This window comes from Novosphingobium naphthalenivorans NBRC 102051 (genome assembly GCF_001590985.1).
Taxonomy (GTDB): domain Bacteria; phylum Pseudomonadota; class Alphaproteobacteria; order Sphingomonadales; family Sphingomonadaceae; genus Novosphingobium; species Novosphingobium naphthalenivorans.
In genome coordinates, this window is sequence record NZ_BCTX01000010.1 from 22497 (window position 1) to 35900 (window position 13404).

13 protein-coding genes are annotated in these 13404 nt (G+C 65.5%); 7 read left to right on the top strand and 6 right to left on the bottom strand.

Annotated features, from left to right (window positions below; all coding sequences use genetic code 11):
* Nucleotides 1–25: 25 nt before the first annotated feature.
* Nucleotides 26–1333 carry a homoserine dehydrogenase gene (locus NN5_RS05210; protein WP_067732964.1) on the bottom strand — a complete coding sequence of 436 codons (1308 nt, stop codon included), beginning with the start codon at nucleotides 1331–1333 and terminating at the stop codon, nucleotides 26–28.
* A gap of 121 nt (nucleotides 1334–1454) precedes the next feature.
* A complete protein-coding gene (locus NN5_RS05215) occupies nucleotides 1455–2300 on the bottom strand; it encodes a hypothetical protein (RefSeq protein WP_067732965.1) in 846 nt (281 codons plus the stop codon).
* Nucleotides 2301–2663: 363 nt separating this feature from the next.
* On the opposite strand from NN5_RS05215, the gene NN5_RS05220 reads away from it, so the two are divergent.
* The 5 genes from NN5_RS05220 to NN5_RS05240 all read left to right on the top strand — a co-directional run bounded on the left by NN5_RS05220 (nucleotide 2664) and on the right by NN5_RS05240 (nucleotide 5820).
* Entirely contained in the window at nucleotides 2664–3320 is a 657-nt protein-coding gene (locus NN5_RS05220) for a TonB family protein (protein WP_067732966.1), read from the top strand.
* A 63-nt stretch (nucleotides 3321–3383) separates the two neighbouring features.
* Nucleotides 3384–4151 (top strand): MotA/TolQ/ExbB proton channel family protein, encoded by a 768-nt coding sequence (locus NN5_RS05225; protein ID WP_067732967.1) that lies wholly within the window; start codon nucleotides 3384–3386, stop codon nucleotides 4149–4151.
* A gap of 120 nt (nucleotides 4152–4271) precedes the next feature.
* Nucleotides 4272–4805: an ExbD/TolR family protein gene (locus NN5_RS05230; RefSeq protein ID WP_174523878.1), complete on the top strand. Its 534-nt coding sequence runs from the start codon at nucleotides 4272–4274 to the stop codon at nucleotides 4803–4805.
* Nucleotides 4806–4834: 29 nt separating this feature from the next.
* Nucleotides 4835–5269: an ExbD/TolR family protein gene (locus tag NN5_RS05235; RefSeq protein ID WP_067732969.1), complete on the top strand. Its 435-nt coding sequence runs from the start codon at nucleotides 4835–4837 to the stop codon at nucleotides 5267–5269.
* 122 nt (nucleotides 5270–5391) lie between these two features.
* Nucleotides 5392–5820, top strand: coding sequence for an ExbD/TolR family protein (locus NN5_RS05240; protein ID WP_067733021.1), 429 nt, complete (start codon nucleotides 5392–5394; stop codon nucleotides 5818–5820).
* Between the two features lie 36 nt (nucleotides 5821–5856).
* On the opposite strand, the gene NN5_RS05245 is transcribed toward NN5_RS05240, so the two are convergent.
* Nucleotides 5857–8322 carry a ligase-associated DNA damage response DEXH box helicase gene (locus NN5_RS05245; protein ID WP_067733022.1) on the bottom strand — a complete coding sequence of 822 codons (2466 nt, stop codon included), beginning with the start codon at nucleotides 8320–8322 and terminating at the stop codon, nucleotides 5857–5859.
* Between the two features lie 171 nt (nucleotides 8323–8493).
* Between NN5_RS05245 and NN5_RS05250 the strand changes: the two genes are divergently transcribed.
* Complete coding sequence (locus NN5_RS05250; RefSeq protein ID WP_067732970.1) at nucleotides 8494–9768, top strand: MgtC/SapB family protein; 1275 nt, start codon at nucleotides 8494–8496, stop codon at nucleotides 9766–9768.
* On the opposite strand, the gene pgmG is transcribed toward NN5_RS05250, so the two are convergent.
* The 3 genes from pgmG to NN5_RS05265 are packed head-to-tail and all read right to left on the bottom strand — an operon-like array spanning nucleotide 9765 to nucleotide 12317.
* Nucleotides 9765–11183: a phosphoglucomutase/phosphomannomutase PgmG gene (pgmG, locus tag NN5_RS05255; protein WP_067732971.1), complete on the bottom strand. Its 1419-nt coding sequence runs from the start codon at nucleotides 11181–11183 to the stop codon at nucleotides 9765–9767. The genes NN5_RS05250 and pgmG overlap by 4 nt on opposite strands.
* Nucleotides 11184–11190: 7 nt before the next feature.
* Nucleotides 11191–11478, bottom strand: a complete 288-nt coding sequence (locus tag NN5_RS05260; protein WP_245656248.1) for a J domain-containing protein — start codon at nucleotides 11476–11478, stop codon at nucleotides 11191–11193.
* 29 nt (nucleotides 11479–11507) lie between these two features.
* Nucleotides 11508–12317 (bottom strand): division plane positioning ATPase MipZ, encoded by an 810-nt coding sequence (locus NN5_RS05265; protein WP_067732972.1) that lies wholly within the window; start codon nucleotides 12315–12317, stop codon nucleotides 11508–11510.
* 139 nt (nucleotides 12318–12456) lie between these two features.
* On the opposite strand from NN5_RS05265, the gene panC reads away from it, so the two are divergent.
* On the top strand, nucleotides 12457–13320 hold the full coding sequence (gene panC, locus NN5_RS05270) for a pantoate--beta-alanine ligase (protein WP_067732973.1): 864 nt from the start codon (nucleotides 12457–12459) through the stop codon (nucleotides 13318–13320).
* The last annotated feature ends 84 nt before the right edge of the window (nucleotides 13321–13404 follow it).

The following is a 13404-nucleotide window of genomic DNA, read 5'->3' on the forward strand; positions in this document are numbered from 1 at the left end:
GCGGCTTCCGGGCGCGTGCAGGACCTCAGTCGCCGATGATCTGCATCACCAGCGGCTGCGCCGTCAGGCTGTCCGACCCCTCGAGGATCCGCATGGCCTCGCTCACCGCGCTCTCGGGCACCTCGTGGGTCACGAGGGCCAGGATCACCTCGCCATCATCGTCCGGGTCGCCCTTCTGGATCAGGCTTTCGATCGAGACACCGGCGTCGCGCATCGCCGCCGTGATATCGGCCAGCACGCCGGGGCGGTCGGGCACCGTGAAGCGGATATAGGACCGGCCGAGGCGATGGCCGGTCGGCGCCGGCTCCATCGCTTCCAGATCGCCGGCCGGCATCGAGAACGCCGCCCCCTTTTCGCCGCGGGCAATGTCGATGATGTCGGCAACCACGGCGCTGGCGGTCGGGCCGTCGCCGGCACCGGCACCCTGAAACAGCAGGCGGCCCATGAAATTGCCCTCGGCAACGACGGCATTGGTCGCACCATCGACATGGGCCAGCGGATGATCGAACGGCACCAGATGCGGGCGCACGCGCTGGAACAGGCGCGGCTCGCCTTCGCTGCGGTCGATTTCGGCAGTGCCGATCAGGCGGATCACATAGCCCAGCGCACGCGCCTGCTCGATATCCGCCGCCTTGACCCGCGAGATGCCCATCGTCTCGACCGCATCGAACCGAAGCCGCGCCCCGAAAGCGATGGAGGCCAGGATCGCGAGCTTGTGCGCCGCATCGATGCCTTCGATGTCGAACGTGGGATCGGCCTCGGCATAGCCCAGACGCTGGGCATCGGCGAGCACGTCGCCAAAGTCCGCGCCCGTGTCCTCCATGGTCGAGAGGATGTAATTGCACGTCCCGTTCAGGATGCCATAGACCCGGTCTATGGCATTGGCGGCCGCACCTTCGCTCAGCCCCTTGATGACGGGAATGCCGCCAGCCACCGCCGCCTCGAACTTGAGCGGAACCCCGGCCTGCTCCGCACCGGCGGCCAGTTCCAGGCCATGGTGGGCGATCATCGCCTTGTTGGCGGTGACAAGGCCCTTGCCGTGCTTGATCGCCCCGCGGGCCAGAGTCAGCGCCGGGCCGTCCGAGCCGCCGACGAGTTCCACCACGACATCGACATCGCTGCGCGCAGCGATCGCCGACGGATCGTCTTCCCAGGCATAGGGAGACAGATCGACACCGCGGTCCTTGCTCCGATCCCGCGCGCTCACGGCCGTAATGCGGATGGGACGCCCGGCACGCCGCGCGATCAGTTCGGCATTCGTCTCGATGAGACGGACGACGCCGGTTCCGACAGTTCCCAGACCTGCAAGTGCGATTTTGAGCGGTTCAACCATAATGCTCCCTTTCGGGAGCGCGCCCTAGGGCAGGCACAGGCGAATTTCCAGCACCTTCGCACCACCTGCCCACACTGCCCATCCACACTGGCCGCCCACACCGGCCGCGCTGGACAAACCGTCAGGACAGATTGCGCCGGCACACGCCCAGTTCACCCAGAACCGTGCGGTAATCCGCTTCCGCCTGCTGCTTCGCGGCGAAGCCTTCTGACACATTCGCACCGGGCGGCGGCACGTTGGGCAGGAAGCAGGCCAGGCGATACCAGGCCAGAGTGTCCGGCTGCGGAGGATGCCCCAGATCGGCCACCAACTCCGAGAACGACACCCCCCAGACCGGCGGGCCATTGCCGTCGTGGCGCACGGTGATCGAGGCCGCCGACCCGTTTTCGGTCTTGAGGAAGATCTGGGTCTCGCCCTGGCCTGCCAGATTTCCGGGCGCATAGAACAGCTCGCGCACCCCTGTCACTTTCGCCGGCGCGTCGGGCGAAACCAGCGATTTGAGAATGGCGCGCAGCCGCGCCTCGCCGGCAGCGGTACGCTGCCATTGCGCGGTCCGCGTGACCAGTTGCAGTTCGCCGGGCCGTCCGGGAACCGCCCGGGCGAACAGGAAAACCCTCTGTTTCTTGAGCTTCGGCGGCTTTCCGCGCGCGTCCAGCGGCAAATCCACAAGATATTTGACCGATTCGCCCAGCGGCGCGCGTCCCGTCAGCAGCGCCAGCGTCTTGGCCTCGATGTAGAAGCGGCCGTAGCCCGGCTGCCGTCCGGGCGCTCTTGCATCTTCCACGCGCACCATCTTCGCCACTTCGACGAGCACCACCAATCCGGCCGAATCGGAAAGATCGGCAATGTCTGCAAAAGTGGGCTCTACCCCCGTCGGCGCGTCAACCTGCGCCAGCGCCGGAACCGCCGAAATCGCCAGCATCGCGCCGCCCAGAGCCGCCCAGAGGTGTTTCGATTTCACTGCCATCGATGACAATCTCCGTGGAAATGCCGCATGTTATAATCACGAGCTGAGACAGGCTCAAAATTGTGCGTGCATAGCTTGGCGCGAACATCCCTGAATTGCGGGTTAACCCTTGAACCGCGGATAAGGCGTTGCGCAGGGGTGGCTTCACCGCTAAGGAAACTCGCGAAACGGGGCGAAAATACAAAAATGCTCCTCGGTCCGCTTGCCCGTCGCACGTTTACGGCTGGTGGACTGTCAGCCGTCAGGGTGGGTAATTTAGAGTTTCGTCATGGGCTCCGCTTCCGGGGGGAGACTATGGGCGCCCTTGGACTTGTCTGCTTTTTGGATATGTTCCGGGGCTTGGTAATGGAGTGAAGGGTCTGAATGGCTTACGCTGACCAGCAAATGAGCGGTAATAAGATTACCGCGCTTGTCATTGTCGCGCTGATCCATGTCTTCGTCGGCTACGCGCTCGTCACGGGCCTTGCCTATGAGGCGGCGAAGAAAGTGATCAGCAAAGTAACCACGGTTGATATCAAGGAACCGGAGAAGCCCAAGGAGGAGCCCCCGCCGCCGCCTCCGAAGGAAGATACGCCGCCGCCGCCGATCGTGGCGCCGCCGCCGCCGATCAACATTGCCCCGGCCCCGCCGCCGGTGCAGACCGTGATCACTCCGCCGCCGCCGCCGCCGGTGGTCATCCAGACGGCTGCGCCGCCCCCGGCCCCGCCGCCTCCGGCGCCGTCAAAGGCCCGTGGCGCATCGCCCAAGGGCCAGGGCAGCTGGGCTGCACGCATCCAGGCGAACTACCCGACCCGCGCCGCTCGTGAAGAGCGTGAAGGCCGCGTCGGCGTGCGCGTCACGATCAATGCCGAAGGCCGCGTGGATTCCTGCTCGGTCACCAGTTCGAGCGGCAGCCCGGATCTGGACGAGGCGGCTTGCGACGGCATGACCCGTTACGCTCGCTTCAACCCGGCCCTGGATGCCGCGGGCAATCCGACCGGCGGCTCCTATGCGACCGCGATCGTTTACAAGCTTAACTAATTGACGGCCCGGCCGGGCTGCTGCTCCCGGCCCATCCTGCATTCTTCTTGAGAGGTAAATCGCATGCTTATCGTTGATATCCTTGCCGCTGCCGCTGAAGCTGCGCCGCAGAACAAATTCGGCTTCACCGAAGCGCTGAAGCAGGGCGGCTTCATTGCCTATGCCACTGTGATCATTCTGGGCACCATGTCGTTCGGCTCGTTCTACATCCTGTTCACCAAGTGGTTCGAACAGTCGAAGATCATTCGCCAGTTCGGCGCTGTCCGCACTTCGTTCTGGAAGGCTCCGACCCTGAAGGAAGGCGCAGCCAAGCTCGAGAAGAACAGCGCATGGCGCCAGATCGTCGACGACGGCGTTAAGGCTGAAGAAGAAGCTCTGAAGCTCAAGGACCCGACCGAATCGCACGACTGGCTGCACGGCTCGCTGGCCCGTTCGGAAGCCTCGATCAACGCCCGCCTTGCTGGCGGCCTTCCGTTCCTTGCCACCGTCGGCGCGACCTCGCCGTTCATCGGTCTGTTCGGTACCGTCGTCGGCATCTACCGCGCCCTGATCGCCATCGGCCTCGCCGGTTCGGCCTCGATCGACAAGGTCGCCGGTCCGGTCGGTGAAGCTCTGATCATGACCGCTCTGGGTCTGCTCGTCGCCGTTCCCGCCGTTCTCGCCTACAACTACCTGCAGGCCCGCAACAAGCGCATCGCCGAGCTGCTGACCGGCTTCTCGACCGACGTGCTGGCCAACATTGCTTCGGGCGGCGCCGTCAAGCCCGCCATGGCCGCTGCTCCCGCCAAGGCTGCTCCTGCCAAGCCGGCTGCCGCTCCGGCCAAGTCGTAAGGAGCACGGGTTCGCGGAACCGGGCCGTCCGGTTCCGCTTCCCGCGGGAGACAGGCGGCGGCACGGTGCATGCGCAATCCGCCGCCCGCCTCCAGGCAACGCAAGGATTAGGATAAGACTATGGCGATATCCACGGGCGGAGGTGGTGCAGACGCACCTATGTCCGACATCAACACGACGCCGCTCGTCGACGTCATGCTGGTGCTGCTGATCATCTTCCTCATCGCGGTCCCGGTCGCGATCCAGACGATCGAAAAGCTTCGCATCCCGGTCATCGTGGCCGTCGAATCGAAGGACAAGGTCGAAAACCTTCTTCTCACCGTCTCGACTACCGACGATGCAGGCCGCAGCGCTGGCGAACCTGGCTACCAGGGCGCGTCGCGCAACGGCGAATGCCGCATCTACCTCAACAACATCACGCCGGTCACTTCGGAAGAGCTGCGCGACAAGGCCTTCAAGCGTCTTGACGCGATCGTGAAGCGCGCGGGCGGTCCTGAGGCTCTCATGCAGAACCCGGACCAGATCCCGCAGGTTCACATCCGCGGTGACGTCAATGCTCCCTGGCGGTGCATTGCCGGCGCGATCTACAACGTCCAGATTTCGGGCTACCCGACGGTTGGCTTCATCACCAACCCGATCGACCCGAACGCGTGACGTTTCGGCAGGAACAGGAGTAACTTTCCATGGCAATGTCAGGCGGCAAGGACGATGGCGCGCCGATGATGGAGATGAACACGACGCCGTTGATCGACGTCATGCTCTGCCTCCTCATCATGTTCATCATGTCCATCCCGGTTGCGACCCACTCGATCGATATCGACCTGCCGGTTGCGACCCCTCCGACGGACACCCCTCCGCCGATCGATCCGGTGAAGAACAAGGTGGTCCTCACGGTCAACAACGAGATCATGTGGAACGGCACTCAGATCGATGGCCAGCGCCTGCTGACCACGCTTGAGGCGACCACCCACATGGACCCCGAGCCGGAACTGCAGTTCCAGCCCGAGCCCAATGCCAGCTATGACCTGTCGGCTCAGGTGCTGCAGATCATCAAGGCCTCGGCCGTGACCAAGTTCGGTTTCGTCGGCAACGAGCAGTTCTCGGAATTCGGCAAGTAAGCCGGAAACCAACCGGGTCCTTCGCGGATCCCACGAAGGGGCGGAGCAATCCGCCCCTTTTTTGTTGCGCGGATACCGGGTAACGTGCCTCCCGGCGCGGAGCAGTCAGAAAGGACATGCTCATGACGTCTGCCGTGCGCGCCATATCCCAGGATCCCATCGCCGCCATCAACACGACGCCGCTGATCGACGTCATGCTGGTCCTGCTCATCATGTTCGTGATCACGATCCCCGCTGCCACCAACAGCGTCGATATCGACCTGCCCGGCAAAAGCGCCGTGCCGCCCGTCATACCGGACACCATCAAGAACAAAATCACGCTGACGGGCCAGGGCACGATCCTCTGGAACGGCACGCCCGTGACGTCACCGCAGCTATCCGCGCTGCTGCGCCAGACCGCGCGGATGCCGGTGGAGCCCGAGCTTCAATTCGAACCCGCCGCCGATGCCGCCTACGATCGGACCCTGAACGTGGTCGATACGATCAAGACCTCGGGCGTCACCCGTTTCGGTTTCGTCGGCAACGAACGCCACCGCGCGTTCGGGAAATAGGTCCGGCTTCTGTCCCCGGTGCGCACGCACCGGGGATCACTCCCCTTCCCCGTCAAGGCGCGGCTCGTCCACCCGCATCGCCATGGCCGCGAGGCTTTCCGCTTCCACCAGCAGTTCCTCATCCGCCGCCCCTGACGGCAGGCTTTCGCGCCCGATCATCGAAAGGGCAGGAACGGCCAGCGGACTGATCCGGTCGAGATGGACATGATCGATCTCGCGCGCCGCCCGCTCCAGCACATCGGCCACGCGCGCCACATCGGTCATGCGCGCCCGGGCATCCGCCCAGGCCGCCTCGATCAGCAAGTGATCGGGTTCGTACTTCTGCAGCACGTCATAGATCAGGTCGGTCGAGAACGTGACCTGCCGCCCGGACTTGCGCTTGCCCGGATGCTGGCGCTCGACGAGCCCCGAGATCACCGCCACTTCGCGAAAGGCCCGGCGCAGCAGATAGCTTTGCTGCACCCAGTCGACGAACTCGTGCGTGAGAATGTCCGGGGACAAGAGCGAAGCCGGGTCCTCGACCGGCTTCAGCCCCCAGACCACCAGCGTGTAGTCGGTTGCCACGAAACCCAGCGGCCCGAGCCCCCGGTCTTCCATTCGCCGTGTGATCAACATGCCCAGCGACTGGTTCGCATTCCAGCCCTCGAACGTGAAGTAGCTGGTATAGGCGAAGCCCTGATGCGGAAAGCTCTCGACCAGCAATCGGCCCGGCGCGGGCAAGTGCGAGCGCCAGTCCTGCACTTCCAGCCATTCGCGCACATCATCGGGGAAGCGCGCCCAGCCCGCGCGGTCGGACAGCATCGCGCGCACGCGGCCCGCAAGGTGCGTCGAGATCGGCATACGCTGGCCCATGTAGCTCGGGATGGTCGCCGAACGCTTCGCCGCGCGCACGATCAGGTCGAGATCCTTCAGCGATTCCACTTCCAGATCCAGGCCTGCAAAGCGGAACGTATCGCCCGGCTTCAGACTGGCACCAAAGCCTTCCTCCACCTTGCCCAGCGACCGGCCGTTGCGGAACCGCACCTCCAGCATCTCGGCATCGACGATGATCCCGGCGTTGAGGCGATGGCGCGCGGCATGTTCCGGGTGGGTCAAACGCCAGGTTCCGTCTTTCTCCCGCACGATGCGGCGAAAGCGGTCGTAGGCGCGCAGCGCGTATCCCCCCGTCGCCACGAATTCCAGCACACGGGTGAACACGGCCTCGTCGACCCAGGCATAGGCCTGTGAGGAGCGGACTTCGGACAGGAGTGCCTGTTCACGGAACGGCCCGGCGCAAGCCACAGCCATGACATGCTGCGCCAGAACATCCAGCCCGCCCCGCCGGAAAGCCTCGCCATCGCGCTGCCCTTCGCGCACCGCCTGCTGCGCCGCGAAAGCCTCCAGGAATTCGAAGCGGTTGCCCGGCACCAGCAAGGCCTCGCTCGGGCAGTCCAGCCGATGGTTGGCGCGGCCGATCCGCTGGAGCAGGCGCGAAGAGCCCTTGGGCGCGCCCATCTGCACCACCAGATCGATATCGCCCCAATCGATGCCCAGGTCGAGGCTGGCCGTGCAGACCAGTGCCCGCAATTCGCCCCGCGCCATCGCCCCTTCCACCTTACGCCGCGCTTCCTTCGACAGCGAACCGTGGTGGATGCCGATCGGCAGGTTCTCCTCGTTGGCCTCCCACAATTCCTGGAAGATGTACTCGGCCAGGAACCGGGTATTGGTGAAGACCAGCGTGGTGCGGTGCGCCCTGATCTGCGCGATCAGTTGTGGGATCGCCCAGGTCGCTGCATGGCCGCTCCACGGGATGCGCTCTTCCTGCGGGAGCAGAATCTCCACATGCGGATCGGCGCCGGGCTCGCCTTCGACCAATGCCACGCTGCCGATGTCGCCCCAGGGGGCAAGCCAGCCGCGATAGGCGTCCGGATCGGCCAGCGTTGCCGACAACGCCACGCGCTGAAGATCGGGGCTGAGCGCCTGCAAACGCGCCAGCGACAGAGCCAGCAGATCCCCCCGCTTGCCCGTCGCAAAGGCATGGACCTCGTCGATCACCACCCGCTTGAGACCGGCGAACAGCTCCGGTGCTTCGGGATAGCTGAGCAGCAGCGACAGCGATTCCGGCGTAGTCAGCAGCACATGCGGCGGCCGGGCCCGCTGGCGCGCCTTGCGGTCGGACGGCGTATCGCCGCTCCGCGTCTCGACGCGGATGGGAAGCCCGGTCTCCTCGATCGGGGCGATCAGGTTGCGTTGCACGTCATGCGCAAGCGCCTTGAGCGGGGAGACATAGAGCGTGTGCAATCCCTCGGGCGGAGCGGCGCCGGCAAGCCGCGAGGGGCTGAAGGCCGCCAGCGTCGGCAGAAACCCCGCCAGCGTCTTGCCGGCGCCGGTATCGGCCACCAGCAGCGCGTGCCGCCCGGCATCGGCTGCCGCCAGCATTTCCGCCTGATGGCGCCGCATCCGCCAGCCGCGCGCAGCGAACCACGCCGCGATTTCCGGCGGAACCCCGCTCGCGCCCGTCATCGGCCCCGCCATTCCGCAGTTCTGGATTGCCATGGCATCATCATCGCGGAGCACATTAGGCCGTAAACGCAGCGGGGAAAGGCGATCTCTTGCGGAAGAAAGGCGATAGAGCCTTGCGGAGCCGCCCCCCTTGCCCGAAGACCCGCCGATCAACCCTTGGCAGCCCCTTCGATGACCGCGCTTTCCGACTATTCCCATCTGATCAACATCGCCATGGGCCTTGCCCTTGGCCTGTTGGTGGGTCTGCAGCGCGGCTGGGTCCTGCGCGAACAGGCTTCCGGATCGCGCTTTGCCGGCATCCGCACTTTTGCCCTGATGGGCCTCGCGGGCGGTATCGCCGGCGTGCTCTACGACCATGCGCGCGGCCCCGCGACAGCCCTGCTCGCGGCCGTCATGGTGCTGGTCCTGCTGGGCTACGAACGCACGGCCCATGCCAGCGGACGCATCGACGGCACTTCGGGCGTGGTCGCGCTGCTGACGCTGGCCAGCGGATTCCTGACCGGCACCGGCGAGCGGCTGACAGGCACCGCCGTCGCCGTAGTCATGGTGCTGGTGCTGGCCATGCGCGAACAACTTCACAGCTGGGTGCGGCATCTGAGCGAGAAGGAAGTGCTCTCGATCGCGCGCTTCGCGCTGATTGCACTGGTGATCCTGCCGCTGCTGCCCGATCAGCCTTACGGCCCTTATGCAGCGTGGAACCCGCGCAAGCTGTGGATGGTCGTCGTGCTTGTCTCGGGCTTTTCCTTCGCCGGCTATTTCGCCGCGCGTATGCTCGGCCCCACCCGCGCCGTGATCGCGACGGCCGCTGCGGGATCGGTCGTGTCCTCCACGGCCGTCACCGCCTCGATGGCCACGCGGATGAAGGAGGGCACGGCCGGAACGCCGATCCTTGCCGCCGGAATCTCGACGGCATCGGCCGTCATGTACTTGCGCGTGATGGTCCTGACCGCCACGCTCGCGCCGTTTGCGCTCTTGTCGCTGATACGGCTGGTCGTGCCGGGCCTTCTGGTCAGCCTGGCTTTCACAGCCTGGTATCTCCGCAAGGTCCCCAAGGGCACCGAGCAGGAGCCGCAGGACAAGATGCCCATGCGCAACCCCTTTGACCTCGGACCGGCCTTCGTGCTCACCGCGCTGGTCATGGCCCTGACAGTGGCCGCGCGCTGGATTCTCGAACATTTCGGAGACCGCGAACTGGCGCTGGTGCTGGCGGTTTCCGGCACGGTCGATGTCGATTCGACCATCATCACCATGGGCAACCTGCCCAAGGGAACCCTCTCCCCCGTCAACGCGGCGCTGGTGCTGGCACTCTCGGTCACGCTCAACACCGTGTTCAAGGCCTTCGTCTCGGCCAGCGTGGGCGGATGGAGCAAGGGCAAGCATGGCACCCTGCCTCTCCTGGCCAGTGCCGTCACGGTCGTGATCGGCGGACTTGTGATGGCATTCTAGACGCGCGAGAGGCCCGAAAGCGCCAGCTGCGCGTCAATCTCGCCGATCAGCCGGTCCAGCCCTTCGCGGGTATCGCTTTCGGCGCGGGCGGTCAGCATGTCCTGCGTATTGGACGCGCGCAGCAGCCACCAGCCGTCCGGGGTCGTCACGCGCACGCCGTCGATGTCCACGACTTGCGCTCCGTCTGCGGCCAGCCGCGCCTGCACTTCCGTGACAGCGGCAAACTTGCGTGCGCCATCAACGGGAAAGCGCAGTTCGGGCGTGCTGAAGGTCTCCGGCATGGCATCGCGCAATTCGGCCAGCGTCCGGCCCAAGCGCACGGTCGCGGCCATCAGCCTGACTGCCGCATAGAGCCCGTCGTCGAACCCATAGTAATCGTCGGCAAAGAACACATGGCCGCTCATTTCGCCGCCCAGCGCCGCGCCTGTTTCCTTCATCTTCGCCTTGACCAGCGAATGCCCCGAACTGCCCATCACCGGATGGCCGCCATTCCGGGCAATCGCATCGAACAGCGTGCGCGAGGCCTTGACGTCCGCCACGATGGTCGCGCCCGGCCGGCGGCGCAGAACGTCCTCGGCAAAAATCGCAATAAGCTGGTCGCCCCAGATGACCCTGCCGGTGGCATCGACGGCCCCGATACGGTCGGCATCGCCATCGAAAGCCACACCGAAATCGAGCCCTTCGCGCGAGACCAGCGCCTTCAGATCGGCAAGGTTCGCCTCGATCGTCGGGTCGGGATGGTGGTTGGGAAAATGCCCGTCCACCTCGGTGAAAAGGAGATGATGCTCGCCCGGCAACCTTGCCGCGAGCTTTTCCAGCGCCGGTCCCGCCGCGCCGTTCCCGGCATCCCAGCCGATCCGCAGCGCAGCCAGACGGCCGGGATCGACGCCCGCCAGCCCTTCGAGCAGCCGGTCCACATAAGCATCGAGGACAGCCCGGTCTTCGCAGTGCCCGGCCCCCTGCTCCCAGTCGCCCGCCGCGGCCATGGCGCCAAGGTGCTGGATCTCGGCCCCGAAGAACGGGCGGCCGTGCAATACGAACTTGAAACCGTTGTGATCGCGCGGGTTATGGCTGCCGGTGATCTGGATGCCCGCGTCGATGTCGCTGGCCGAAGCCTCGGCATAATAGAGCATCGGCGTCGGCCCCAGCCCGATGCGCACCACGTCGGCGCCGCTGGCGGCAAGCCCGGCCACCAGCGCCTGCTCCAGCATCGGAGAACTCAGCCTGCCGTCGTAGCCGACCGCGATCCGGCCCCCGCCTTCCCGGCGCACCACGGTCGCGAAGCTGCGGCCAATCGCATGGGCATCCGCTTCACCGAGCGTGGCACCAGCAACACCGCGAATGTCGTATTCGCGCAGGATCGTGGGATCGAGCCTGTGGCCCCCGCCACCATCTGCGTTCGGGCCTGCGCTCATGCCCGGCTCAGGACGGCTGGTCCGGCGTCAGCTCGGCAAGCAGCAGGTCGCGCGCGGCATTGGCTTCGTGCACCTGCTCGCTGCTTCCGCCCCGGTCGGGATGGACCGCGGCAATGCGGCGGCGATGCGCGTCGAGGATGTCCTTGCGGCTGGCCCCCACATCGAGGCCCAGCACTTCGCGGGCATGGACCGCGGCAAACGAGCGGCGCACTTGCGGCTTCTTCTGCCAGGGCCAGCGGCCGACGATCATGCGCCAGGCCACACAGCCCAGTGCAATAAGCCAGATCAGCTTCACGCCCGGATCGCCTTCATCAACACCCGGTCCTATTCCGCCGCGAAGGCGATATCCGGCTGCCTGCGTGCGGGCATCGGCAGGTTGAGGCCCGCCACCAGTCCACGCAGCTCCTGCCGGGCCACCAGATGGCTGGTGCCCAGCTCACCCAGATAACCCTTGTCGAGCAGGGTCAGGCCCGAGGGGAACAGCTCGCGGTAGATAACGCGTTCGGAAAGGCCGCTGGCCACGCGGAAGCCGACGCGCTTGGACAATTCGCTCAGCGCCCCTTCCAGGCGGCGCATGTTGCGCGCTTCCACGTGCTGCACGCGGTTGCGCACCACCACCCAGTCCATCTCGCGGCGCCCTTCGTTCAGGGTCTTCTGCCCGCGCTTCTTGCGGGTTTCCCACATGAGCTCGGCATAGAACGAGAGCTTCTTCACCTTGAAGGTCTCGGCATCGACATGGCCGATGAGGTCGAAGTCGACAAAGCTGTCGTTGAGCGGCGTCACCAGCGTGTCGGCCGTCGTCGCCACATGGCGGGCGAAGAGATCGTCCCGGCCCGGCGTGTCGAAGATCAGGAAATCGTAGCCGTCCGCGATCTGTTCGGCGAGATCGTCAAGCTCGTCGATATCGTCGCCGTCATAGACCGCAAAGCGCGCGCCGGGCAGCGCGATCTCGCGCTTGCGTTCGGTATCCACCCGGTTCTCCAGATAGCGGAACAGCGTGCGCTGACGCGGATCGAGATCGATCGCGGCGACATTGGCGCCCTGATACGCCAGAGCAATGGCGACGTGAACGGCGGTGGTGGACTTGCCGGTGCCGCCCTTTTCATTGGCGAAGACGATACGATGCGCTGCCACGGACTGTGATCGCTTTCCTGCTGCGGGAGGGTTGACCCAACCTTCTACGAATTCAAATGCATTGCCCGAAGGGGCACGCCGCGGCTAATGGCTGGCGCGTCCACCGGTCAAGGCCATCATATCGGAGCAGCCCCAGCCAATGCAAACCGTCCACAGCCTTGATCCACTGCGCCGTGCAGTTGCCCAGTTGCGGGAAGCCGGACCGCTCGCGCTGGTGCCCACCATGGGCGCCTTGCATGAAGGCCATCTGACACTGGTGCGCGAAGCGAAGAAGCAAGCCGCCAGCGTGGCCGTCTCGATCTTCGTCAACCCGTTGCAGTTCGGCGCGGGCGAAGACCTCGATGCCTATCCCCGCCAGCTCGAACGCGACAGCGCGCTGCTGGAAGCGGAAGGGGTGGACCTCATCTGGGCGCCGACCGTCGAGGCGATGTATCCGCAGGGCTTTGCCACCAATATCTCGGTAACGGGCGTTAGCGAGGGCCTGTGCGGGGCAGCCCGCCCCGGCCATTTCGACGGCGTCGCCACGGTGGTGTGCAAGCTGTTTCATCAGGTCCTGCCCGATATCGCCCTGTTCGGGGAAAAGGACTGGCAGCAACTGGCCGTGATCCGCCGCATGGCCCGCGACCTCGATCTCACCCGCCCCCATGTGGACCAGATCCTGGGCGTGCCCACCGTGCGCGAAGCGGACGGTCTCGCGATGTCCTCGCGCAATGCCTATCTGACGCCGCAGGAACGCACGCAGGCCGCGGCGCTTCCCGCGGCGATGAAAAGCGCCATTGCCGGGATCGAGGCCGGCAAGGATGTGGCCGACGAACTGCAGGCTCTGGAAGCCGCCCTGCTCGATGCCGGTTTCCATGCCGTCGACTACGCCAGCCTGCGCGATGCGGACGATCTGGCCGTGCTCGACCGCCGCTCGGCCCAACCGATGCGGCTGCTTGTCGCGGCCAAGATCGGCAAGGCCCGTTTGATCGACAACATGGCCGTTATGCCTTCGAGCTGCTAAGTCACCTTACTGACATCGTCATTTGTTCAAGGGCCAGCAGCGGCCTAGATTCGGGATGTCTTGGGACTGGGCGATCCGCATTTC